19 protein-coding genes and 1 rRNA gene are annotated in these 23,734 nt (G+C 72.5%); 15 read left to right on the top strand and 5 right to left on the bottom strand.

Annotated elements, in window-relative coordinates; translation table 11 throughout:
- From rrf to ACFY1H_RS37015, 10 genes are all read left to right on the top strand, one after another.
- A 5S ribosomal RNA gene (gene rrf / locus ACFY1H_RS36970) occupies nt 1-94 on the top strand; the annotation flags it as partial.
- Between the two features lie 199 nt (nt 95-293).
- Nucleotides 294-3,239: a hypothetical protein gene (locus tag ACFY1H_RS36975; RefSeq protein WP_386954317.1), complete on the top strand. Its 2,946-nt coding sequence runs from the start codon at nt 294-296 to the stop codon at nt 3,237-3,239.
- Nucleotides 3,232-4,215: an HAD-IIA family hydrolase gene (locus tag ACFY1H_RS36980; protein ID WP_386954320.1), complete on the top strand. Its 984-nt coding sequence runs from the start codon at nt 3,232-3,234 to the stop codon at nt 4,213-4,215. The genes ACFY1H_RS36975 and ACFY1H_RS36980 overlap by 8 nt, the downstream gene beginning before the upstream one ends.
- Nucleotides 4,216-4,231: 16 nt before the next feature.
- Nucleotides 4,232-4,438 carry a hypothetical protein gene (locus ACFY1H_RS36985; RefSeq protein WP_386954323.1) on the top strand — a complete coding sequence of 69 codons (207 nt, stop codon included), beginning with the start codon at nt 4,232-4,234 and terminating at the stop codon, nt 4,436-4,438.
- Between the two features lie 5 nt (nt 4,439-4,443).
- Nucleotides 4,444-5,289, top strand: coding sequence for a TlyA family RNA methyltransferase (locus ACFY1H_RS36990; protein WP_386954325.1), 846 nt, complete (start codon nt 4,444-4,446; stop codon nt 5,287-5,289).
- Nucleotides 5,286-6,212, top strand: coding sequence for an NAD kinase (locus ACFY1H_RS36995; RefSeq protein ID WP_366588465.1), 927 nt, complete (start codon nt 5,286-5,288; stop codon nt 6,210-6,212). Before ACFY1H_RS36990 ends, ACFY1H_RS36995 begins: the two co-directional genes overlap by 4 nt.
- A gap of 134 nt (nt 6,213-6,346) precedes the next feature.
- The gene (gene recN / locus ACFY1H_RS37000) at nt 6,347-8,128 is read left to right on the top strand and encodes a DNA repair protein RecN (RefSeq protein WP_366588467.1); all 1,782 of its coding nucleotides are present in this window, start codon (nt 6,347-6,349) and stop codon (nt 8,126-8,128) included.
- 9 nt (nt 8,129-8,137) lie between these two features.
- Entirely contained in the window at nt 8,138-9,283 is a 1,146-nt protein-coding gene (locus tag ACFY1H_RS37005) for a DUF1266 domain-containing protein (RefSeq protein WP_366588469.1), read from the top strand.
- A gap of 96 nt (nt 9,284-9,379) precedes the next feature.
- Nucleotides 9,380-10,564: a putative cytokinetic ring protein SteA gene (steA, locus tag ACFY1H_RS37010; protein WP_366588472.1), complete on the top strand. Its 1,185-nt coding sequence runs from the start codon at nt 9,380-9,382 to the stop codon at nt 10,562-10,564.
- Complete coding sequence (locus tag ACFY1H_RS37015) at nt 10,561-11,511, top strand: copper transporter (protein WP_366588474.1); 951 nt, start codon at nt 10,561-10,563, stop codon at nt 11,509-11,511. Before steA ends, ACFY1H_RS37015 begins: the two co-directional genes overlap by 4 nt.
- A 71-nt stretch (nt 11,512-11,582) precedes the next feature.
- On the opposite strand, the gene ACFY1H_RS37020 is transcribed toward ACFY1H_RS37015, so the two are convergent.
- The 3 genes from ACFY1H_RS37020 to ACFY1H_RS37030 form a co-directional block, all read right to left on the bottom strand.
- Nucleotides 11,583-13,511, bottom strand: coding sequence for a glycosyl hydrolase family 18 protein (locus tag ACFY1H_RS37020; RefSeq protein WP_386954331.1), 1,929 nt, complete (start codon nt 13,509-13,511; stop codon nt 11,583-11,585).
- A gap of 212 nt (nt 13,512-13,723) precedes the next feature.
- Nucleotides 13,724-14,998 (bottom strand): alginate lyase family protein, encoded by a 1,275-nt coding sequence (locus ACFY1H_RS37025; protein ID WP_386954333.1) that lies wholly within the window; start codon nt 14,996-14,998, stop codon nt 13,724-13,726.
- Between the two features lie 122 nt (nt 14,999-15,120).
- Nucleotides 15,121-15,738 (bottom strand): LUD domain-containing protein, encoded by a 618-nt coding sequence (locus tag ACFY1H_RS37030; RefSeq protein WP_366588481.1) that lies wholly within the window; start codon nt 15,736-15,738, stop codon nt 15,121-15,123.
- 140 nt (nt 15,739-15,878) lie between these two features.
- On the opposite strand from ACFY1H_RS37030, the gene sigJ reads away from it, so the two are divergent.
- Nucleotides 15,879-16,796, top strand: coding sequence for an RNA polymerase sigma factor SigJ (gene sigJ, locus ACFY1H_RS37035; protein WP_386954336.1), 918 nt, complete (start codon nt 15,879-15,881; stop codon nt 16,794-16,796).
- A gap of 23 nt (nt 16,797-16,819) precedes the next feature.
- Here the strand turns inward: sigJ and ACFY1H_RS37040 are convergent, their stop codons facing one another.
- Entirely contained in the window at nt 16,820-17,578 is a 759-nt protein-coding gene (locus ACFY1H_RS37040) for a class I SAM-dependent DNA methyltransferase (RefSeq protein WP_386954339.1), read from the bottom strand.
- 225 nt (nt 17,579-17,803) lie between these two features.
- On the opposite strand from ACFY1H_RS37040, the gene ACFY1H_RS37045 reads away from it, so the two are divergent.
- The gene (locus ACFY1H_RS37045) at nt 17,804-18,958 is read left to right on the top strand and encodes an acyltransferase (RefSeq protein WP_386954341.1); all 1,155 of its coding nucleotides are present in this window, start codon (nt 17,804-17,806) and stop codon (nt 18,956-18,958) included.
- Between the two features lie 31 nt (nt 18,959-18,989).
- Here the strand turns inward: ACFY1H_RS37045 and aroA are convergent, their stop codons facing one another.
- Nucleotides 18,990-20,288: a 3-phosphoshikimate 1-carboxyvinyltransferase gene (gene aroA, locus ACFY1H_RS37050; RefSeq protein ID WP_386954344.1), complete on the bottom strand. Its 1,299-nt coding sequence runs from the start codon at nt 20,286-20,288 to the stop codon at nt 18,990-18,992.
- A gap of 96 nt (nt 20,289-20,384) precedes the next feature.
- Here aroA and ACFY1H_RS37055 point away from each other — a divergent pair, with 96 nt between their 5' ends.
- The 3 genes from ACFY1H_RS37055 (at nt 20,385) to xerD (ending at nt 23,725) form a co-directional block, all read left to right on the top strand.
- The gene (locus ACFY1H_RS37055) at nt 20,385-22,085 is read left to right on the top strand and encodes a CTP synthase (protein WP_366588494.1); all 1,701 of its coding nucleotides are present in this window, start codon (nt 20,385-20,387) and stop codon (nt 22,083-22,085) included.
- Nucleotides 22,082-22,723, top strand: coding sequence for an NUDIX hydrolase (locus ACFY1H_RS37060; protein ID WP_366588496.1), 642 nt, complete (start codon nt 22,082-22,084; stop codon nt 22,721-22,723). Before ACFY1H_RS37055 ends, ACFY1H_RS37060 begins: the two co-directional genes overlap by 4 nt.
- A 99-nt stretch (nt 22,724-22,822) precedes the next feature.
- Entirely contained in the window at nt 22,823-23,725 is a 903-nt protein-coding gene (gene xerD / locus ACFY1H_RS37065) for a site-specific tyrosine recombinase XerD (RefSeq protein WP_366588564.1), read from the top strand.
- The last annotated feature ends 9 nt before the right edge of the window (nt 23,726-23,734 follow it).

A 23,734-nucleotide genomic window follows, 5' to 3' on the forward strand; every position in this document is an offset into this window, starting at 1 on the left:
AACGCCCGGTCCCATTCCGAACCCGGAAGCTAAGCCTGGTAGCGCCGATGGTACTGCAACCGAAGGGTTGTGGGAGAGTAGGACGCCGCCGAACTAAAAGTAAGGGTTAGGCCCCGGTTGAGAACGCGAAAGCGGTTCTCCCGGGGCCTATCTCTATGTGGCGTGCTGTGTGGTGCCCGTGACGGAGCGCCATGCGCGCGCGGGGTGCTCCGTACGGCCCCGTAGGATGGTCAGTCGGCCCCCGTAGCGGGTGGCCCGTGAGAACACAAGATTTTTCTATGGCAGGAGGCCAGGTGTCCGAGTTCGGTCGACGTGACTCAGAGGATGATGGGTCCGGCCGGTCGGCTCGCCGCGACCAGGGCTCCCGCGGCAACCGGTCGGACGCGCCCCGGGGAGACCGGCGTGGCGCGCGGCAGGACCGTGGCGGGCGTGACGGCGGCTACCAGGGACGCCCCCGGCGGGACGACCGCGGTGCGCGCGGCGGTGGGTACCAGGGCCGGCCCTCGGGCGGCGACAGCTCCCGTGACCAGCGCAGCGGCGGCTACGCCGGCAACCGCGAGGGCGGCCCGCGCGGCGGTTCCGACGACCGCGGCTCGCGCGGCAGCTACGACAACCGCTCCGGCCGGCCGCAGGGCAAGTCGGCGTCCGGGCGTCGCTGGGAAGACCGCGGTTCGAGCGGCTCGACCGGTGGCTTCCGCAACGACAACCGCTCCGGCGGCGGCTTCCGCGATTCCCGTGGCGCCGGCGCTCCCCGCGACAACCGAGGCGGCTTCCGTGACGACCGGGGTTCCGGCGGATACCGCCCCAACCGCGATTCGGGCGGCGACGACCGCGGTTTCCGCGGCGACCGCGACAATCGCGGCGGCGGTTTCCGCAACGACCGCGACGACCGCAATTCCGGCGGTTTCCGCAAGGACCGCGGCGGCTCCGGCTTCCGTGACGACCGGGGCGGCTCTGGTTATCGGGGCGGCAGTTCGGGTGGCTCGCGCGACGACCGCGGTGGTTACCGCGGCGGCAGCGCTTCGGGCTCGCGTGATGACCGTGGCGGCTCGGGTTACCGGGGCGGCAGCTCCGGTGGGTCGCGTGACGACCGTGGCGGCTCGGGCTACCGCGGCAGCAGCTCCGGTGGGTCCCGCGACGATCGCGGTGGCTCCGGCTTCCGCAGTGGCGGTAGCACCGGTGGTTACCGCGGCGACCGCACTGGTGGCAGCTCGGGTGGGTACCGGAACGACCGCGGCAGCGGCGGCTCCGGCTTCCGCAGCGACCGCGGCGGCAGCAGCTCCGGTGGCTACCGGGGCGACCGCGATGATCGCGGCGGCTCGGGTGGTTACCGGGGTGACCGGGACAACCGCGGCACCTCGGGCGGTTACCGGGGCGACCGCGACGACCGCGGTCCGCGCACCAGTGGGTCGCGCGACGACCGCCGGCCGGGTGGCTTCCAGAAGGACCGTGACGACCGCGGCTTCCGCAGCGGTGGCTCGCGCGACGACCGTGGCGGCTCCGGCTTCCGCAAGGACCGTGACGACCGCGGCGGCTTCCGCAACGACCGCGGCTCCGGCGGCGGCTTCCGTAAGGACGACCGCGGCGGGTACCGGGGCGGCTCCGACCGCCGTGACGACCGGGGCGCTTCGCACGGCTCCGACCGCCGTGACAACGGGCCGCGTGACACCCGCGGCTCCTTCAACCGCGACGACCGCGGAGGCTTCCGCCGCGACTCGGGCGACTCGCGCGGCTTCGACCGAGCCGACACCCACAGCGCCGCCGACGACGACTTCGACATCACCGACGACGGTTTCGTCGCCGGCGACACCGCCGACCGCGACGACTTCTCGAAGCCCGGCGACACCGGCCGCGGCGAGCGCTCGGACGCGACGGCCGACGCCGGCGCGGACGACACCGCCGATCGCGAAGAGCCGGCTTCTCGCGACGCTGCAAGGTCGCAGACCGACTCGGCCGATCCCGACGGCGATCGGTCCACTCGCGACAACCGAGACGACGCCAACGGCGACCGCGACACCCGCGAGGACGCTTCGCGTGAAGACCGTGGCGACAGCGAGGGTAGCGAGCGGTCCGCTCGCGAAGAGCGCGACGGCGACAACTCGGGAGACGACCGCGACGAGCGGTCCTCTCGTGACATCCGCGCGGGCGACGACAGCCGCGATAATGGCGACGGCACCACGCCCGGCGACGGCGACGATGGCGACGAGCGGTCCTCTCGCGGCGACTCTTCCGACGACAGCCGAACCGGTGGCGACGGCGCCGCTGCCGACCGTGGCGAGCGGTCCTCTCGTGACGACCGCGGTGACCGTGGCCGCGACGAGCGTCCCCAGCGGGACCGTGACGACCGCGGTGACCGTGGCAGCGGCAGCGACCGGCCCCGTCGCGACTTCCGCGAAGGCCGGGACAGCAGGGACAGCCGAGACAATCGCCGCGACGACCGGCCCCGTCGGGACGACCGGGACGCGCGCGGTGGCCGCGACTCGCGGCCGCGGCGGGATGACCGTCCGGTGCGCGGCGGCACGCGGGCCGGCGCCGAGGCGCTGGACGACGCGGCGCTGGCGAGGGAGCTGCTCGAAGCGCCGGAGCTGCCGGAGGGTATCGAGTACTCCGATCTGGACGAAGAGGTGCGGCGTGAGCTGCGGACGTTGCCGAAGGGGCTGGCCGAGACCGTCGGCAAGCACCTGGTCGCGGCGGGCGGGCTGATCGACGTCGACCCGGAGGCGGCGCTGGAGCACGCGAAGTACGCGAAGCTGAAGGCCTCGCGCGTGCCGATCGTGCGGGAGGCGATGGGGCTGGCGGCCTACCACGCGGGCAACTGGCAGGAGGCCCTGTCGGAGCTGCGAGCCGTCCGCCGCATGACGCGCAGCGACGAGCACATCGCCATCATCGCCGACTCCGAGCGGGCCCTGGGCCGGCCGGAGCGGGCGCTGGACCTGGCGAAGGAGACCGACACGGCGAAGCTGTCGAAGGCGACGCAGGTCGAGCTCGCGATCGTCGCGGCCGGGGCGCGGCGGGACCTCGGGCAGGTGGACGCTTCGGTCGTCTCGCTGCAGGGGCCGGACCTGGTGCCGAGCAAGCGGGACCCGTGGAGTGCGCGTCTCTTCTACGCGTACGCCGACAACCTGGTGGCCGCCGGTCGCAAGGACGAGGCCGTGCGCTGGTTCCTCAACGCCGCCGAGGCCGACAACGAAGACGACACCGATGCCGCCGAGCGGGCCGCGGAGCTGTCGAATGAGTGACGCGCTCCTCGCGGGCTACGACGCGGTGCTGTTCGACCTGGACGGCACCGTGTACCACGGCTCGCAGGTGATCGAGGGCGCGCCGGAGGCGGTCGCGGCCGTGCGGGAGCACGGGGCGGCCGTCCGGTACGTCACGAACAACGCGTCCAAAGCGCCGGCCGATGTGGTGGCGCACCTCCGTGAGCTGGGTCTCGACGCGGCCGTCGACGAGGTGCACACGAGCGCCCAGGCCGCCGCCGCGGTGCTCGGCGAGCGCCTGCCCGCCGGTGCGCGCGTGCTGGTCGTGGGCACGGACTCGCTGGCCGCCCAGGTGGAAGCGGCCGGGCTGGGCACGACGCGGAAGAACGGCGACGTCCAAGCCGTCGTGCAGGGGCACTCGCCGGAGACCGGGTGGGCCGACCTCGCCGAGGCGGCGCTGGCCATCCGCGCGGGCGCGCTGTGGGTCGCGTGCAACGTCGACGCGACCCTGCCCACCGAGCGAGGCCTGTTGCCGGGCAACGGTTCCATGGTCGCCGCGCTGCGCACAGCCACCGACACCGAACCGGTCGTCGCGGGCAAGCCGCAGCCACTGCTGTTCGAGACGGCCGCGAAGTCGGCCGGCTCGAGCCGGCCGCTCGTCGTGGGCGACCGGCTCGACACGGACATCGCCGGAGCCGTCTCCGCGGGCATGGACGTGCTCGCCGTGCTCTCCGGCGTCGCGACGCCCGCCGGTCTCCTGACCGCGATCCCGGCGGAACGGCCGACGCACCTGGCCGCCGACTTGACCGCGCTCACGCAGCGCGCCGAGGACCTGAAGATCGGTCCCCGGCCGGGCTGGGAGATCGTGCCGGGCGACGTGCTGACCGTCCGCGGCAGCGGCGACGCCCTCGACCTGCTGCGCGCGCTGTGCCACGCGGCGTGGGCGAGCGGCGTGACCGAGGTCCGGGCCGAAGGCGACGCGGCCGAGGCGGCGCTGACCGGGCTGCGCCTGGCCTGACTGGTAGTTTGAGCTCGTGCACCCGAACGTCCCGCGGCCCGTCCCGGGCCCTCCGCCGGTACCCGGACCCGGCCCGCAGCAGATCGACCCCCGCGCGGGGATCGAGGAAGCCGTGGCGGGCCTCGACGACCTGAACTCGGTGCCGCTCTTCGAGCACGTCGACCGGTTCGAAGCCGTGCACACCGAGCTCACCGTGGCCCTGTCCAGCATCGACAGGGTCTGACCGGCGTGCCCAAACGGGCCCGCCTCGACGCGGAGCTGGTCCGCCGCGGCCTCGCCCGCTCGCGGGAACAGGCGTCGGCACTGATCACCGGCGGCAAGGTGTCCGTGCGCGGCATGGTCGCGTCCAAACCCGCCACCGGCGTCGAGTTCGACGCGCCCATCGTGGTGAAGGACGAGGACGACCCCGGCTGGGCTTCGCGCGGCGCGCACAAACTCCTGGGCGCGCTGGAGAAGTTCGGTCCCGAAGGCCTCACGGTCGAGGGCCGCCGCTGCCTCGACGCGGGCGCGTCCACCGGCGGGTTCACCGACGTGCTGCTCCGCAACGGCGCGGCCACCGTGATCGCCGCCGACGTGGGCCGCGGCCTGCTCGACTGGCGGCTGCGGACCGACGAACGCGTGGTCGTGCTCGACCGCACGAACGTGCGCAACCTGACACCGGAGACGCTCGGTGGCCAGGTCGACCTCGTCGTCGGCGACCTGTCCTTCATCTCACTCAAGCTCGTGCTGCCCGCGCTCGCCGAGTGCGCGCGCGAAGGCGCCGACCTCGTGCCCATGGTCAAGCCGCAGTTCGAGGTCGGCAAGGACCGCCTCGGCAGCGGCGGCGTGGTCCGCGACCCGGAGCTGCGCGTGCAGTCCGTTCTCGACGTCATCGCCGAAGCCGCGAAGCTGGGGCTCGCGCTGCGCGGAGTGGTCGCGAGCCCGCTGCCCGGCCCCTCCGGCAACGTCGAGTACTTCGTGTGGCTGCGCCGGGATCTTCGGCGTCAAGATCCGGGCGAGCCCGGGGCCGCCGATGGCACTGTGGACGGTGTCGAGCGGCTCGTGCGGGCCGCCGTCCAGGAAGGACCCCAGTGACCAGCGAACGTGAAGTGCTTCTCGTGGCGCACCCGGACCGGGACCACACGCGGGAGGCCGCACGCGAGGTGTCCGCGCGGTTCACGAAGGCCGGGATCCGGCTGCGCGTGACCGACGAAGACGTGCGTCAGCTCATCGACCCCGACGGCTGCATGGACATGCCCTGCACTGTCGTCGCGCCGCAGGACGACCCCGCGCGCGGGGCCGAGCTCGTGTTCGTGCTCGGCGGTGACGGCACGCTGCTGCGCGCGGCCGAGCTCGCGCGGCCCGCGGGAGTGCCGGTGCTGGGGGTGAACCTGGGCCGCGTCGGCTTCCTGGCCGAGGCCGACTCCGACGCGCTCGCCGACGCCGTGCAGCGCGTGGTCGACCGCGAGTACCAGGTCGAGGAGCGGATGACGATCGACGTCACCGTCACCCACGGCGGCGTCGAGCTCTACCGCACGTGGGCCCTCAACGAGGCCAGCGTCGAGAAGTTCTCGCGTGAACGCGTGCTCGACGCGCTGATCGAGGTCGACGGCCGCCCGGTCTCGTCCTTCGGCTGCGACGGCGTGCTGTGCGCGACACCGACCGGCTCCACCGCGTACGCCTTCTCCGCCGGCGGCCCGATCATGTGGCCCGACGTCGAGGCGCTGCTCGTGGTGCCCAGCAACGCCCACGCCCTGTTCTCGCGCCCGCTCGTGGTCTCACCCGACTCGGTGATCACCGTCGGCATCGACCCGGCGGGCCCGAGCGCCGTCCTGACCTGCGACGGCCTGCGCAGCTTCGACATGCCGCCGGGCTCGCGCGTGCGCGTCGTCTGCGGCCGCCGCCCGGTGCGGCTCGTGCGGCTGTGGGACGGCGTGTTCACCGACCGGCTGGTGCACAAGTTCGGCCTCCCGGTGCGCAGCTGGCGGGAACGGCGCACCGGCGGCCGCTCGGTCTGACCGGGTGTGGGTGCGCGAGGTGACCGGTGACACGCCCGGGCCCATCCGTCCGCACAGGTGTTCGACCAGGGAAAAGAACGTTTAGCACCGGTCGAGCGCACGGAAGGTCGGTGGGGGCGGCTACCGTAGGCGTCGTGCTGGCCGAGATGCGCATCCAGGGCCTCGGAGTCATCGAGGACGCCCTGCTGGAACTGCACCCGGGTTTCACCGTCGTGACCGGTGAGACGGGCGCCGGGAAGACCATGGTCGTGACCGGGCTGCACCTGCTCTCCGGTGGGCGGGCCGAAGCGTCCAAGGTCCGGAACGGAATGCTCAAGGCCTTCGTCGAGGGGCGCTTCACCCTCGACAAGGCCGACACCGCGAGCCGCATCGTCACCGATGCGGGCGCGGACATCGACGAGGACGGCAGCGTGATCGCACTGCGCTCGGTGACCGTCGACGGGCGGTCGAGAGCCCACCTGGGCGGCCGGTCCGTGCCGGTCGGCGTGCTGGCGGACCTGTCCGAGCAGGTGATCGCCGTGCACGGGCAGAACGACCAGCTGCGGCTGCTGCGCCCGAGCGAGCAGCGCGCGGTGATCGACCGGTTCGCGGGCCCCGCGGTCGGCGAGCCGCTCGCCGCCTACCGCGAGGTGCGTGAGGAGTGGCTGGCGGTCATCGGCGAGCTCACCGAGCGGTCCACCCGTTCGCGTGAGATGGCGCAGCAGGCCGACCTGCTCAAGCACGGTCTGACCGAGATCGACGCCGTCGCGCCCCAGCCGGGCGAGGACGTGGAGCTCACCGAGCAGATCAAGCGGCTGATGGCCGTCGACGAGCTGCGCGCTTCGGCGACCGAGGCGCACGTCGCGGTGTCGGGTTCGCAGGACGGCGACCCCGACGCGCCCGGTGCGCTCGGTCTCGTCGGCGAAGCCCTGCGGCGCCTGGCCTCGGCCGAGGACGCGGCGCTGCGGGAGCTCGTGCCGCGGCTGGAAGAAGCGTCGATGCTGCTCACCGACGTCGGCGCGGAGCTGGGCGGGTACATCGAGGGCCTCGACGCCGACCCGGCGCTGCTGGAGCAGGTGCTGGCGCGCCAGGCCGACCTCAAGCGGCTCACGCGCAAGTACGCGGCCGACGTCGACGGCGTGCTGGCCTGGGCCGACGACGCCCGCCGCCGGCTCGAGTCGATGGACACCTCCGAGGAGGCGCTCGCCGAGCTGGCCCGCCGCCGCGACGAGCTCGCCGTGAAACTGGGCGACCACGCCACCGCGGTGTCGGCGGCGCGCGGCAAGGCCGCGGCCGAGCTGGCGTCGGCGATCACCAAGGAGCTGTCCGGCCTCGCGATGGGGCAGGCGGAGCTGGAGATCACCGTCGAGCAGAAGCCGGCCGAGCACGGCGACCGCCAGGCGCTCGCGATCGACGGCCACGCGGTCCACGCGGGCTCCGACGGCATCGACGAGGTCGAGCTGCTCCTGCGCGCCCACAACGGCGCGCCGCCGCTGCCGGTGCACAAGGCGGCCTCCGGCGGTGAGCTCTCGCGCGTGATGCTGGCCATCGAGGTGGTCCTCGCCCACGCCGACACCGTGCAGACCCTGGTGTTCGACGAGGTCGACGCCGGCGTCGGCGGGCGCGCGGCGGTCGAGATCGGCCGCCGGCTGTCCCGGCTCGCGCGCACGCACCAGGTCCTCGTGGTGACGCACCTGCCGCAGGTCGCGGCCTTCGCCGACCAGCACCTCGTGGTGGACAAGGGCACGAGCGGCGGCGTCACGCGAAGCGGTGTGAAGACGCTGAAGCAGCCTGATCGCGTGAAGGAGCTGGCGCGCATGCTCGCCGGCATGGACGGCACGGAGACCGGCCGCGCCCACGCCGAGGAGCTGCTCGCCGTGGCGGAGAAGGACAAGGCCGCCGCCGAGCCGAAACGCAAGCGCGCCAAGAAGGGCTGACCACACTCCATGATCTGGGCCGCGGTGGCCGACGTCGAGGCGGAGCTCGCCCGCGCTCGGCGCGACGGCGATCTCGACCGGTTCCTCGGGCTGCTCGGCGACGAAGAGCTGTTCGTGCCGATGCTCCGGGAAGACGCGGAGAAGCTCGCCGGCGAGCAGGGCTGGTCGTCGGCCAAAGCCTGCTGCCGCGAGCGTTCGCTGCGGTTGTTCACGCGCGGCGCGCTGCCCGACCTCGGCGCCGACGTGGTGTTCCTCAGCGGTGATCTCGACTGGGCGCTGCACGGGGTCGACGCCGACGAGCAGGTGGTGTTCAACGCCGGCACTCTCGGCGAGTGGCGCGTACCCGGTTCGGCCGTGCTGCCGTGGCTCGACGCGAACCCGCACCGCGTCACGGCGGTCGAGCAGCAGGTCGAACGGCTCAACACCGCGCGCTACGGGCACTTCGACGGCCCGCTGGCCCACGCGCTCGCCTGCGGCGCGCACCAGGCCGTGCTCACGGCCGAACCGTGGAACGTGCTCGACGCCCGCTACCACGACTTCGTCGCCGAGGTCCGCGGCCTGCGCGACTGGTGGGGTGTCTCCGACGCGGCCGGCTGGCGCGCGGCGATGAACGACCTCGTCGGCCCCGGGTACACGCTCACGCCGGGCAACCTGGTTCTCGTGCTGCGCGCCCGCTACGGCGCGGGGCTCGACCCGTGGTCCTGGGCCGAGCTCGTGGTGCGCTGGTGCGCGGACAACGGCGCGCAGGACCAAGCGCCCGCCCTCACCGACGTCCTGCGCCGCGTCGTGCGGTACGAACAGCGCTTCCGAGCCGACGGGCTGCTGCCACCCTCCGGCGTCGTCGGCACCACGATCGGGTGGGACGTCGCCCGTGCGGTGGCGATGGCGCGCTGGGGTCTGGCGGTGGGTCACTGCGATCCGCTCACGGCCGAGCTGATGGTGCTCGAGGCGGGCGCGGTGGCGCGTCGCTACCACCAGTCATGGGCCGAGCTGTCGGCGAGCTACGTCATGGGCCGGGCCCTCGCCCTGGACGAGGAGGAGTTCGGCGAGGAGTACACCTCGGCCGTGCGAGTCCATCACCTGCTGCTTCAAGATCCCGCCAGTCCTTGGCTGAACCTCTCGTTCGCCCCGGCGGAACCCACCATCCAACCCTGAACGGACGCTCACGGCGACACGGCTCACCACAATGAGTCACGTCCCCTTCGGCGCGTCGGCGCTCGTCCCACCCACAAATTTGTCACCATCAGCCACATGAAGCTCACCGGTCTGCTCGCGCGAAACCACGAAGCCCTCCCCGGCATCACCGGCGTCGCGCGGGTCGACCGCCGCACCCGGGAGCTGCTGCGCCGCGTCAGCGCCGGCGACGTGGCGGTGCTCGACCAGCTCGACCTCGACCGCGCGACGGCCGACGCGCTGGTGGAGGCCGAGGTCGCCGCCGTGGTGAACGCTTCGCCGTCGATCTCCGGCCGGTTCCCGAACCTGGGCCCGGAGATCCTGCTGGCCGCGGGCATCCCGCTCGTCGACTCGGTCGGCGGCGAGCTGCTGCGCACGGTCAAGGACGGCACGAAGCTGCGCGTGCACGAAGGCGGCGTCTACATCGGGGAGCGGCAGATCGCCTCCGGCGACGAGCAGACGCCCGAGAGCGTCGCCGACCAGATGATCGAGGCCAAGGCCGGGATGTCGACGCAGCTGGAGGCGTTCTCGGCCAACACCATCGAGTTCCTCCGCCGGGAGCGCACGCTGATCCTCGACGGGGTCGGCGTGCCCGAGCTGCGGCTGCCGATGCGCGACCGCCACGTGCTGGTGGTCGCGGGTGGCAACGGCCACGCCGAGGACCTCAAGCGGCTCAAGAAGTACATCGGGGAGCACCGGCCGGTGCTCGTCGGCGTCGACGCGGGGGCCGACACGCTGCGCGCGCAGGGCCACACGCCCGACGTGATCGTGGGCGACCCGACCGGCATCGGCACCGCGACCCTGCGCAGCGGCGCCGAGGTCGTGGTGCCCGCGCAGCCCGACGGCCACGCGCCCGGTGTCGAGCGGATCCAGGACCTGGGCATCGGCGCGGTCACGTTCCCCGCGTCGGGCAACTCCGAGGACCTCGCGCTGCTCCTGGCCGACGCCCACGGCGCGAGCCTCGTGGTCACCGTCGGGTTCCAGGCCACGCTGCGGGAGTTCCTCGACCACGGCCGGTCGGGTTCGAACCCGTCGACGTTCCTCACCCGGCTCAAGCTGGGCACGAAGCTGGTCGACGGCAAGGCCGTCGCGACACTGCACCGCAGCCGGGTGTCCCTGGGCGCCGTCGCGCTGCTCGTCCTCGCCGCCGTCGTCGTGGTGGTCGCCGCGCTGCTGGTCTCCGACGTCGGCTCCGTCTACCTGGACTGGATCCAGCACACCTGGACCACGTTCACCACCTGGGTGAAGGGGCTCTTCACGTGATTTCCCTGCGGTACCACATCGTTTCCATCACCGCGTGCTTCCTCGCGCTGGCCGTCGGCGTGGTCCTGGGTTCCACCGCGCTCAACGGCTCGCTGCTCTCGGGCCTGTCGGACCAGAAGAAGGACCTCGGCACGCAGGTCTCCGACCTCGAGGCGCAGCGCAACGCGCTCAACGCGCGCCTGGCCGACTCCGACGCGTTCGCCGGGTCGATGGGCCCGAAGGTCGTGGCCGGCACGCTCGACAAGCGCACGGTGGTGCTCGTGACCACGGAGGACGCGCGCCCGGCCGACCGCGACGCGATCAAGCAGCTCGTGCAGCAGTCCGGCGCCTCGGTCACGGGGGAGCTTCAGCTCACCGACGCGTTCACCGACCCGGAGAAGGCCGACCAGTTGCGCGACGTCGTCACGCGCCTGCAGCCGGCCGGTTCGCACTTCCCGACCGCGGGTGACTCCGGCACGCTCGCCGGCGCGCTGCTCGGTTCGGTGCTGCTGCTGGACAAGTCCACGGCGAAGCCGCAGTCCACAGGGGACGAACTGGCCGCGGCGCTCGGTGGCCTCACCGACGGCGGTTTCGTGAAGCCCAGCCAGGGTGTGCAGCCGGCGCAGCTGGCGATCGTGCTCACCGGCGCGCAGCAGACGGGCGAGGGCGCGGGCGACCGCGCGGCCACGATCGCGCGGTTCGCGACGCAGCTCGACCGCTCCGGCGCGGGCACGGTGCTCGCCGGCGACCCGGGCTCGGCCGACGGCTCCGGCCCGATCGGCGTGGTGCGCGCCGACACCTCGGCGACTTCGATCCTGTCCACTGTGGACAACGTGGACTCCGCCGCCGGCCGCGTCGCGACGCTGCTGGCCCTGCGCGAGCAGCTCGACGGCGGCTCCGGCCGCTACGGCATCGGCGGCAACGCCCAGGCCCCCGCGCCGGGCGTCGGGTCGTCGGCCGGGAACTAGCACCACGCACGTCGGCGGCGGGCCGGGATCTCTTGGAGGGTGAGAGATCCGGACCCGCCGCCGATTTGCGCTCAGCAGGCGCCGCTGTCGGTCCACACGTTCTGGCTGCCGCCGGGGGTGTCGCCCTGCGTCCACCACTTCGCGGTCCACTTGTGCCCGTTGTAGGACACGGTGGCGCCGCCGCTGTAGGCCTGCGTGGCGCTCCACGCGGCCGGGCAGCTGCCACCCGGTGGCGTGGTGGTGCCGCCTTGCGAGCAGACCCCGTTGTCAGTCCACACGTTCTGGCTGCCGCCGGGGGTATCGCCTTGCGTCCACCACTTGGCCGTCCATTGGTGCCCGTTGTACGAGACGACCGCACCGCCCGTGTAGGCCTGCGTCGCACTCCACGCCGCCGCCGAGCACGAGCCGCCGCCCGGCGTGGTCGGAGTCGCGGTCGGAGTCGTGGGCGGAGTCGTCGGCGTAGTCGGCGTAGTCGGTGCGGTGGGGGTCGTCGGGGTAGTGGGCGTGGTCGGCGGCGTGGTGCCGCAGCCGGCCGTGGAGCTCGCCAGCCCGTTGACGACGTCGTGGAACAGCGTCGCGTTCGGGTCCAGGTCGTAGAGCGAGAACATCATCGCGCCGGCGAGGCCGGTGCAGTGGATGTAATCGGTGCGGGCCTTGATGGACTGCGCCGACGAGCCGCCGTAGAAGTTCGTGCCGTCGTAGAACCAGGCCGACTGCGTGGCCGGGTCGTAGAACGTGTCCGCCGGGTTGTCGACGATGCCGCTCAGTTCCTTGTACATCGCGATGCCGGGCACGTTGCCGCTCAACGTCTTCCCGGCCGAAGGCTCGGACGCCGACTGGTACAGCCCGTGGTTGGCGCCGGCGGGCACGCCCGTCCAGCCGCGGTAGTAGAACGGGATGCCGAGCGTGAGCTTGTTCGCCGGGAAGCCGCCGGGGATGCCGTAGGCCGGGGATCCCTGGGTGTAGGCCTTGATCACCGAGTCGGTCGTGTACTTCTCGGTGCCCGGCGGGATCGTGCCCGACGGGTCGTTCGGCGAACCGTAGAGCGGGTCCTGGAAGTTCGTCGGCCCCGTCGCGTCCCACGCACCGTGCATGTCGTAGGTCATCGCATCGGCGAAGTCCATGTACTGGCCGATTTTGTCGGTCTGCAGCTTCGCGATCTTGTCCTGCCCGCCCGGCAGCGCGGCGGACAGCGAGTAGTGCTTGCCGCCCAGTGCGTCGAGTTCCGTGCGGAACTCCTTCAGCAGCGCGGTGAAGTTGGCCGTGTCGTTCGCGCTGACGTGGTTGCCGAGGTGACCCGTGGTGGAGCCGGGGTACTCCCAGTCGATGTCGAAGCCGTCGAAGATGCCGGCCGCGGTGCCGGGGCCGCCGTAGCCGCCCTGCGAGGGCAGGTTGCCCTTGATGAACATGTCGATGCACGAGCTCACGAGCTTCTTGCGCGACGCGTCGGTGGCCGCGGCGTCGGAGAAGTACTTCGAGTAGGTCCAGCCGCCGAGCGAGAGCACCACCTTGAGGTTCGGGTGGCGCGCCTTGAGCTCCTGCAGCTGGTGGAAGTTGCCGACGATCGGCATGCCGAACGCGTCGGCCGTGCCGTCGACGCTGATGTCCGACCCGAAGGACTTCTGGTAGTCGGCGAAGGCGTCGCCCGCTCCGTCGCCGGCGTTCGGGTCGTTCTCGCCGGCGGGATCGGGGTCGCTCGCCTTCGTGGCCTCGAAGCAGGTGAGGTTCGTCGGATCGATGTTCTCGAAGTCGTAGATCAGGTAGTCGAGGTTGCCCGCGAGCGCGTCGACGTTCTTCGGGTAGTAGGCGTTCTGGTAGATGCTCCACTGGTCGTAGTAGGCGACGCGCAGCCCGCCCGAGGCGGCGGCCTGCCGGCTCGCCGCGGGTGCGACGGCCGCGCCTTCGGCAGGCGGGCCGGCCAGTGTCGTGAGCCCGCCGACGACCACGGCCGCCGCGGCGGCCGAGAGCCACGCGGCTCTTCTGGATACCTTGTGCTGCATGGGTTCTCCCTCGCGCAGGCGAACGGTCCTCCGCGCGCGGGGAGTGCGCGGAGGACCGACGCGACGTGTGGATCACTGCCTGAGCGGTACCGGCCCGTTCCAGAGAATGTGAACCAGTGCACAGGGAGAGTCAATACTTCGGACTAGACCAATTCCGGGCCGTGGGTACTATCGGGTGTTTCGTCCGGAAAAGCCCGCCGAAGGTCGGCCCGTCACTTGAGCGGCGGGTCAAGCGGGAAGCAGGTGACCCGCACCGGCCAGGTGTCGCCGCCTGCGGGCAGCGGCATCTGCTTGAGCGCCTTCGCCGCATCGGTGTCGTGGGCCTCCTCCGCGGCCGCGTGGAAGATGTCCGCGGCGATCGACTGGTCCAGCGGGGCGATCTGCGGGTACGGCCAGGACGAAACGCCGTTCAGCGCCGCCGGGATGAGCCGGTCGACGACCTTGCGCAGCGTCACGCCGTTGCTCGCGCGGTAGCCCCACACGTCGACGCCGACGGTGTGCCCGACCTCCGCCATCCGGCCCCACGCCGTGAGGTTGAAGTTCACGTAGTGCCACGAGATCGTGCGCGTGAGCTCGAGCGGCTGGTTGCCGTCGGCGTCGAACTGGACCGGGAACCGCTTGTGCAGCGCGTCGGTCACGATCTTGCGCGCCTCGGCGGTCTTGCCGAGGTAAGCGGCGATGGTGGCGTTCTGCATGTCGAGGAACGTGCCGTGGTTGTTGGTGGCGGCCAGTTCCAGCTTCGCCTGCGGGCTGGTCTGCATCCAGGCCAGGTACTGGCCGAGCCACGCGCGGATCGCCGAGCGGTCGTGGCCGGTCCAGCCGGGTGCGCCGGAGTCGAGCAGGGCGAACGCGTCGAGCAGCTGGCTGAACGACTGCGTGGAGTCGATGATCCCCGTGCCGCTGATCGTGTTCTTGCACGGCACGATCTGCGAGTAGGTCATGTTCGGGTTCATCCGCGTCGCCGGGTCGAGGAACCACGTGCGGACGTCGAGGGCGGCGCGCTGGGCGTACTTCGCGTCGCCGGTGTAGTACCAGGCGGTGCTGAGGTAGTAGATCGCGTCCCACGCCACCATGCGGTAGGTGTGGTCGGTGATCGCGTCGGCCTCGGGGTTGCGCTCGCCGTCGCGGTTCACGTACGGGCAGCCCTGCGGATTGTCGGGTGTCTTCGGCTGGCTGGCCCACTGGTAGGGCGCCTGGCTCTGGTAGTCGTGCTTGTCGCCGCTCGGCGGGGTGGTCGGCTTGTCCATGACCGACCACGGGCCGGCGGTCAGCGCCTCGTCGGCCTTGCCCAGCACCGTCTTGAGCGCGGCCTTCTGCGCCGGGGTGGCGTGTCCGCCGCGCAGCTCGGCGCGGATCTGCGCCAGCTTCTTGCCGTCCGTCACGATCGTGTGCGGCACCGGCTGCGCTGCCGCCGTGCCGCTCAGCGGGACCACCGCCAGGACCGCGGTGAGCACGGTCGCGCCGAGAACGCGTAACTGCCTTCGCACTGTTTCGCCCTTCGAACTCCCGGGGACGCCAGGGATCCCCACGGCAACCGGGCGGCGGTGCGGCTGTGGCGACGGGAATTCTGCTGGGCGCCCGGTGCCGGTGTCAATCGGGGACCGGCGCGTCAGAACCCGATGGCTTCGCGGAGCAACACGATGGTGCTGCGCCCCGGGAAGGGTTCCGCGTTGAGGACCAGCAGCCGGTTGACGGCGCTGGGCCAGCCGTAGGCGGCGAGGGCGCGTTCGCTTTCCAGCGGGAGGCAGTGGTCTTCGACGCGGCGCAGCGCGGTGTCCAGGTCGGGCACGATCTTCTGCGCGCCGACGATCCAGATCGCGCGGGCGGCGCCGCCGGAGGACGCGGGCAGCTGGCTGCCGCTGCCGGAGGCGATCACGAGCGAGCCGGTTTCGGTGACCGCGGCCGCGCTGCCCACGAGGAAGTCGGGGCTGGCGCGCAGCCGGCGGATGTCGTCGGCGTCGGCGGCGCGGTCCATGGCCAGGGTGCGGGGCTTGATCGCCTCGTACCGCCCGCTGGTGTTGAGGTCGTCGTCGATGCCGGACAAACGCAGCGTTTCGCTGGCCGCGGTGAGTACGCTGGCGCCCTCCGGGACCAGCTCGGCGACGCGGGTGCGGGCCGCGGCGACGTCGTCGAGGATCTCGACGGTGAAGCCGTGCGCGGTCAGCGCGGTGGCCGTGCGCTGCAGGCGCTGCGCGGAAGCGGGGGCGGTGAACAGCGAGGTGGTCATGGTGTCTCCTGCCGGCGGTCGAGGGTCTCACCAGCTCGACAACTCACGCCCCCGAAGTGTGAGGCGGGGTGGCGGCCTCACATTCGGGCGCGCTGTCGTGTCGTACTGCTGAGGACGAGACCGAGGGAGCCGCCGCCGCGATGTCCAACCCGACCACCCCGCCCGAGCCGGGCCTGAGCGCGATCATGAGCGAGCGCCGGCACCTGACCAACCTCGCCTACCGGCTGCTCGGCTCCCTGGCCGAAGCCGAGGACGCCGTGCAGGAGACCTACGCCCGCTGGTACGCGCTGTCGCGGGAGCAGCAGGACGCCGTCGAGTCTCCCGGCGCCTGGCTGACGACGGTCGCCAGCCGCATCTGCCTCAACCTGCTCGGCTCGGCGCGCTCCCGGCGGGAGACCTACGTCGGCGAGTGGATCCCCGAGCCGCTGCCCGGGCCCGCGGAGTGGCCCGGCCGGGCGGGCGGCGCCGACCCGGCCGACCACGTGACGCTGGACGAGTCGGTCGGCATGGCGTTCCTCGTCGTGCTCGAGTCGATGACCCCGGCCGAGCGCGTGGCGTTCATCCTGCACGACGTGTTCCGCTACACGTTCGGCGAAGTCGCCGAGATCGTCGGCCGCACGCCCGCGGCCTGCCGGCAGCTGGCGTCTTCGGCCCGCCGGCGCGTCCGCGCGGCGCAGGTGCCGGCGAGCCCGGCCGCCCGGCACGCGAGCGTCGTGCGGGACTTCAAGCAGGCGTGGGAAGCCAAGGACATCGCCGCCCTGATCGGCCTGCTCGACCCCGACGCCACGGCGACCGCCGACGGCGGCGGCCGCGCCCTGACCTTCCTGCACCCCATCGAAGGCGCCGAGCGGATCGCGCGGGCCTGGGCCGAGCTCGCCCACCGTGCCCTCGGCACCACCACGCTGGCGGAACGCACCGTCAACGGCCAGCCCGGCCTCGTGGCCCAGCGCGACGGGATCACGCAGACGGTGTACGCGTTCGACGTCGCGGACGGCCGGATCAAGCACATCTGGGTGATCCGCAACCCCGAGAAACTCCGGCCCTGGCTGACGGGCTGAAGCTCGGGTGAGCCGGGAGTGCTTCAGGCTTTTTCCCAGACCGACACGTGTTTGGTGCCGGCGGCCGTGAGCTCGGAACGATCCCAGTCCGCCCATCGGAACTTCGGCTTCATCCCGGCGATGCGCGCCATGAGGTCCAGCTCGGCCGGCCAGACGTACCGGAAGGGGATGCGGCGAAACCGCCCCGTTCCGTCCGGTGCCACGGTGAGGTGGTTCGACGTGAACTCCTGCGTCACGACGTCGTACTGGTCGAACCCCACGTAGCCGGCGCCTTCGCGGCCGGGGACCACCGCGAACGGGACGGTGTCCTGCCCGGGCGGCAGGCGCCGCAGATCCGGCAGGCCCACCTCGACGAGGAACAGCCCGCCCGGCCGCAGATGCGCGGCCGCGTTGCGGAAGACGTCGACCTGCCCGTCCTGGGTGGTCACGTTGCCGATCGTGTTGAACACCAGGTACGCCAGCGAGAACTCACCCGCCACCCGCGTCGACGTCATGTCGCCGATCGTGACGTCGACCGCGGCACCGCCCGGCTTGCCCGCGATCCGCGCCGCCATGGCCCGGCTCAGCTCGATTCCGCTCACCCGCACGCCGCGCGCGGCCAGCGGGGCGGCGATCCGCCCGGTCCCGACGGCGAATTCGAGCACGGGGCCGTCGGCCAGCTCCTCGAGGACATCCACCGCCGGCGTCACCACTTCGGGCGCGTTCGCGCCACCCGGCTCGTCGCACCCCGCGGCCACGCTTTCCGGAAACCAGCCGTCGGCCGGATCGTCTCGATCGCCCATGGTCGTCGGACGCTACGCGTGCGGTCGTCGACTCCGCACGCCCATTTCGGAGCGGTATGTACCACCGTGGTGCGGACGCGTTCCCGGTCCGTGGACGGACGTGATTTTCGCTACGCCCGTTTTCCTGCGGTAAAGCGGGTTCTCAGCCACTTCATGGCTGCTTCACAGGCAGTGCGGCAAATGTGGTCGCATGATCCACTCCGCACCCGGGGGCCCGGCCGCACGATGACCACGACCGAGATCGCACCCGCCCCCGTGGCGGCCCCGGCGCGGGCGGCCCACCTCCACCAGCTCGACCTGTACCGCGTGATCACCTTCGCCCTGGTGATCTTCATGCACGTGCTGGGGGCCACGACCTTCCCGCAGGACGTCGTGTCCGACGCGCTGGAGGCGCCGCTGCACCTCACGCGCGAGGCGTTCTTCGCGCTCACGACGTTCGTGCTCGTGTTCTCCTACCGCTCGCGCCCGCCGCGGCCGGTGGCGTTCTGGCGCCGGCGGGTGCCGCTGGTCGCGGTGCCGTACGTGGTCTGGTCGGTGCTGTACTGGGGCTATTCGCTGCTCACCGCCGAGCAGCCTGTCGGCTCCGTCGCCGCGGCCCTGCGCGCGCTCGGCATCGAGATCGCGAACGGCACGGCGTGGTACCACCTGTACTTCCTGCTCGTGACGCTGCAGGTGTACCTGCTGTTCCCGGTGCTGATGAAGCTGGTGCGGACGCTGGAGCGCCGGCCGTGGCTCGTGCTGGGGATCTCCGGTGCGGTGCAGATCGCGGTCACGTGTTTCCTGAGCTACCCGCCCGAAGGCGTGGAGTACTCGACCGTCAGCCGGTTCTTCACGACGCTGCTGCCGTACCAGTTCTACTCGGTGCTCGGCGCCGTCGCGGCCGTGCACTTCGAGGCCGTGCAGGCGTGGGTGCGGCGGCACCGGTGGTTCGTGGCCGGCGGGCTGGTGGTGACGCTCGCCGTGGCCGAGACGGGCTACTTCGTGAGTGTCCACAACGGACTGTGGCCGGAGCTGGCGAGCGACGCGTTCCGGCCCTACCTCGTGCCGTGGTGCGTCGCGGCCATCGCGGGCCTGTTCCTGGCGGGCACGCGCTGGGCGGAGGCGGGCCGGCCCGCCGGCCGTGTGGTGTCGTGGGCGGTGGACCGGTCGTTCGCGATCTTCCTCACGCACCCTCTCGCCCTGGCGCTGCTGAGCCCCTTGATCGCGTTCGTCGGCGACGGCGTGGGGGCGCCGTGGACGACCGTGGTCGTCTACCCGGCCACGGTCGCGCTGACGCTGCTGATCGTCGAACTGCTGCGGAGGCTGCCGTGGAGCAAGGCGCTGACGGGCCGGCCGCCCCTGGGGGTCAAGCGGGCGGCTGCTGCTGCCGCTCAGGCGTAGCGGCCGCCCGCTGGGGACAAGGCCACTCCGACTACTGGCCTGACCCGAGCATCCCGGTCCACGTCTCCACGAACGCCGGGAACGTTTTCCCGACCGTCGCGGGGTTTTCGACGCGGATGCCGGGCACGCGCAGGCCCAGCACGGCCGCGGCCATGACCAGGCGGTGGTCGTCGTAGGTGTGGAAGACGCCGCCGTGCAGCGGGGCCGGGGTGATGCGCAGGCCGTCGTCCGTTTCGGAGACGTCGCCGCCCAGTGCGGACAGCTCCGTGGCGAGCGCGGTGATGCGGTCGGTCTCGTGGCCGCGCAGGTGCGCGACGCCCCTGATCACCGACGGGCCGTCCGCGAAGCAGAGCAGCGCGGCGACCACCGGGGTCAGCTCGCCGACCTCGTGCAGGTCGAGCTCCACGCCCGGGATGTGCGAGCCGCCGGTGACGGCGAGGCCGCCGTCCTCGAGCCGGACCGACGCGCCGAGCGCCGGCAGGAAGGTGCGCAGCCAGTCGCCCGGCTGGGTCGTGGTGCTCGGCCAGCCCGCGACGCGCACGGTGCCGCCCGCGGCCACGGCGGCGGCCACGAAGGGCGCGGCCGTGGACAGGTCCGGCTCCACGACGTACTCGGGGCACGACAGCTTCGCCGGCGCGACGTGGAACTCCGCGCCTTCGCGCTCCACGGTGGCGCCGAAGCGGTGCAGCATGTCGAGCGTCATCGCGATGTGCGGCTCGCTCGGCGGCGCGTCGCCGACCAGGCGCACGGTCACGCCGCGATCGAACGCCGGGCCGGCCAGCAGCAGCGCGGAGAGGAACTGGCTCGAGGCCGACGAGTCGAGGTCGACCGTGCCGCCGCGGACGCCACCGTCGCCGTGGACGGTGAAGGGCGGGGCACCGCGGCCGTCGTCGTCGATGCGCACGCCGAGGCGGCGCAGCGCGGCCAGCAGCGGGCCGATCGGGCGGCGGCGGATGGCCTCGTCGCCGTCGAAGAGCACGGGGGAGTCGCCGAGCGCGGCGAGCGCCGGCGTGAAGCGGGCGACGGTGCCGGCGTTGCCGAGCGTGACCTCGACCGGCTCGCCGTGGCTGCTGCCGGTGGCGCCGAGCGGGTGGACGAGGAACCCGTCGGCGGTCTCCTCCGACCGGGCGCCCAGCGAGGCCAGCGCGCCGAGCATGAGCCGCGTGTCGCGCGAGTCGAGCGGCACGCGCACCCGCGTGGGCGCGCCCGCGAGCGCGGCCAGCACGTAGGCGCGGTTCGTGATCGACTTCGAGCCCGGGACGCGCACCCGCGCGTCGAGTGCCGCCGCCGCGACCGGCGCGGCCCAGTGGTTTTCGTGCGCATCCGTCACGCACCGAAGCCTAGCGTGGTGGTCAGCGTCATCGGCGCCGCGCCGGGAACGGGCGTGAACGAGCGGATCGGCGTGCGTGCGATATGCTGGCGGCCCGTGGGACATCAGTCGCGGGCTACCAAGTTTGTCTTTGTCACCGGAGGCGTCGCCTCCTCTCTCGGTAAGGGATTGACGGCCTCGAGCCTCGGCCAGCTCCTTACCGCACGCGGGCTTCGCGTCACGATGCAGAAGCTCGACCCCTATCTCAACGTCGACCCCGGGACGATGAACCCGTTCCAGCACGGTGAGGTGTTCGTCACCGACGACGGTGCGGAGACGGACCTCGACATCGGGCACTACGAGCGGTTCCTCGACCGGGACCTCGACGGCAAGGCCAACGTCACGACCGGCCAGGTCTACTCGGAGGTCATCGCCAAGGAACGCCGCGGCGAGTACCTCGGCGACACGGTCCAGGTCATCCCGCACATCACGGACGAGATCAAGTCGCGCATCACCGCCGCGGCCGGTCCGGACGAGCACGGGAACACCCCGGACGTGGTCATCACCGAGGTCGGCGGCACGGTCGGCGACATCGAGTCGCTGCCGTTCCTCGAGGCGTGCCGCCAGGTGCGCCACGACGTCGGGCGGGACCACTGCTTCTTCCTGCACGTGTCGCTCGTGCCCTACCTGGCGCCGTCGGGTGAGCTCAAGACCAAGCCGACCCAGCACTCCGTGGCCGCGCTGCGCAACATCGGCATCCAGCCCGACGCGCTGGTCTGCCGGGCCGACCGGGAGATCCCCGAGGACCTCAAGCGCAAGATCGGCCTGATGTGCGACGTCGACTCGGAGGCGGTCATCGCCTGCCCGGACGCGCGCTCGATCTACGACATCCCCAAGGTGCTGCACGGCGAGGCGCTCGACGCCTACGTGGTGCGCCGCCTGGGGCTGCCGTTCCGCGACGTCGACTGGACGGTGTGGGGCGACCTGCTCAACCGGGTGCACAACCCGAGCGAGACCGTGCGGATCGCCGTGGTGGGCAAGTACATCGACCTGCCCGACGCGTACCTGTCGGTCACCGAGGCCCTGCGCGCGGGCGGGTTCGCCCACCGCGCCAAGGTCGAGATCGTGTGGGTCGCCTCGGACGACGCGCAGACCGCGTCGGGCGCCGCTTCGGTGCTGTCCGATGTGGACGGCGTGCTGATCCCCGGCGGGTTCGGCATCCGCGGCATCGAGGGCAAGGTCGGCGCCATCGAGTACGCCCGCACGCGCGGCGTGCCGCTGCTCGGGCTGTGCCTGGGCCTGCAGTGCATGGTCATCGAGGGCGCGCGGCACCTGGCGGGCATCGAGGACGCGAACTCGGCGGAGTTCGACGAGAACACCACGCACCCGGTGATCTCCACGATGGCCGACCAGCGTGACGTGGTCGCGGGCGAGCGGGACATGGGCGGCACGATGCGCCTGGGCGCGTACCCGGCGAAGCTCAAGCCGGGCTCGCAGGTCGCGAAGGCGTACGGCAGCACCGAGGTCTCCGAGCGCCACCGCCACCGCTACGAGGTCAACAACACCTACCGCAAGCAGCTGTCGGACGCCGGGCTCGTCTTCTCCGGCACCTCGCCCGACGACCGCCTGGTCGAGTTCGTGGAGCTGCCGGCCGACGTGCACCCGTTCTTCGTCGGCACGCAGGCGCACCCGGAGCTCAAGAGCCGCCCGACGCGGCCGCACCCGCTCTTCAGCGCGTTCGTGAAGGCCGTGGTGGACCGCAAGGTCGCCGAGCGGCTGCCGGTGGAGCTCGCCGAGGCGCCCGTGGCGGCCCGGTGACCGAGCCCGGCACGCACGAGTTCACGGTCGCCGGCAGCGAGGTCGTCCACATCGGACGCGTCGTCGGCCTGCGGGTCGACGACGTGGTGATGCCCGGCGGCGGCACGGCGAAGCGCGAGGTCGTGGAGCACCTCGGTGCCGTCGCGATCCTGGCGCTCGACGGCAGTGGTGTCGATGCCGCGGTCACGATGGTCCACCAGTACCGGCACCCGCTCGGGCACCGGCTGTGGGAGCTGCCGGCAGGCCTGATCGACAAGCCGGGGGAGGACCCCGTCGACGCGGCGAAGCGCGAGCTCGTGGAGGAGGTCGGGCTGGCGGCGGACGAGTGGTCGACGCTCGTGGACGTGGCCGCCTCGCCCGGGTTCACCGACGAGGTCGTGCGCGTGTTCCTCGCACGCGGTCTGTCCGAAGTGGACCGCGAGGTGCTCGGCGAGGAGGAGGCCGACCTCGTGGTGAAGAAGTTCCCGCTCGCCGAAGCCGTCGCCATGGCGCTCTCGGGTGAGCTGGTGAACGGCGCGACCGTCTCGGGTGTGCTGGCCGCCCACGCGGTGCTCACCGGCGCGGCCAAGGCCCGTCCGGCCGACGCCCCGTGGCGCGACCGGCCCACCCGCTTCGCCCGGCGCCGAGCGGAAGGCTGATCTGCCCGTCCGTGCCCGCCGCGCGTCGGCGGGCACGGACGGCCCGGCGGCCTAGAGTGTGACCCCGTGACGGGCACGGGCAGGACGGCGGTGGGGGACGTGATCGCCGCGTACCTGGACCACCTCGTGGTCGAGCGCGGCACCGCCCGCAACACGCTCGACAGCTACGCCCGCGACCTGCGCCGCTACGCCGCGCACCTCGCCGCCGCGGACGTCACGCGGTTCCCGGACGTGACGCCGGCGCACGTCACGTCGTTCGGCGCGGCCCTGCGCGAAGGCGACGAGGAGCACCGGCCGCTCGCCGCGTCCTCGGCCGCGCGGGCGCTGGTCGCCGTGCGCGGGCTGCACAAGTTCGCCCACGCCGACGGCATCACCGAGCACGACCCCGCACGCGAGGTCCGCCCGCCGGCCGCGGCGAAGCGGCTGCCCAAGGCGCTGCCCGTGACCGACGTCCTCAAGCTGCTCGAGACCCCGCCGCCCGACGGCGAGCGCGCCTTGCGCGACCGGGCGCTGCTCGAACTGCTCTACTCCACCGGCGCCCGGATCTCCGAAGCCGTGGGGCTCGACGTGGACGACGTCGACGACACCGACCGCACCGTGCTGCTCGACGGCAAGGGCGGCAAACAGCGGCTCGTCCCGATCGGCCGCCCCGCGGTGGAGGCGCTGCACGCCTACCTCGTGCGGGCCCGCCCGGTGCTCGCGGCGCACGGGCGCGGCACGTCCGCGATGTTCCTCAACGTGCGCGGCAGCCGGCTTTCCCGGCAGAGCGCGTGGCAGGTCCTCAAGGACACGGCCGAACGCGCGGGCATCACCGCCGACGTCTCGCCCCACACCCTGCGCCACTCGTTCGCCACGCACCTTCTCGAAGGCGGCGCCGACGTGCGCGTGGTGCAGGAGCTGCTGGGCCACGCCTCGGTGACGACGACGCAGGTCTACACGCTCGTGACGGTCAATACGCTGCGCGAGGTGTACGCGACGGCGCACCCGCGCGCACTGGGCTGACCGGTCCTC

The organism is Amycolatopsis sp. NPDC001319 (assembly GCF_042896185.1).
Classification (GTDB): domain Bacteria; phylum Actinomycetota; class Actinomycetes; order Mycobacteriales; family Pseudonocardiaceae; genus Amycolatopsis.

Coding starts and splice junctions, on each gene's coding strand:
- ACFY1H_RS36980 (WP_386954320.1), top strand. CDS start 3,232: ATGAGTGACGCGCTCCTCGCGGGCTACGACGCGGTGCTGTTCGACCTG.
- ACFY1H_RS37005 (WP_366588469.1), top strand. CDS start 8,138: ATGATCTGGGCCGCGGTGGCCGACGTCGAGGCGGAGCTCGCCCGCGCT.
- steA (WP_366588472.1), top strand. CDS start 9,380: ATGAAGCTCACCGGTCTGCTCGCGCGAAACCACGAAGCCCTCCCCGGC.
- ACFY1H_RS37020 (WP_386954331.1), bottom strand. CDS start 13,511: ATGCAGCACAAGGTATCCAGAAGAGCCGCGTGGCTCTCGGCCGCCGCG.
- ACFY1H_RS37030 (WP_366588481.1), bottom strand. CDS start 15,738: ATGACCACCTCGCTGTTCACCGCCCCCGCTTCCGCGCAGCGCCTGCAG.
- sigJ (WP_386954336.1), top strand. CDS start 15,879: ATGTCCAACCCGACCACCCCGCCCGAGCCGGGCCTGAGCGCGATCATG.
- ACFY1H_RS37040 (WP_386954339.1), bottom strand. CDS start 17,578: ATGGGCGATCGAGACGATCCGGCCGACGGCTGGTTTCCGGAAAGCGTG.
- ACFY1H_RS37045 (WP_386954341.1), top strand. CDS start 17,804: ATGACCACGACCGAGATCGCACCCGCCCCCGTGGCGGCCCCGGCGCGG.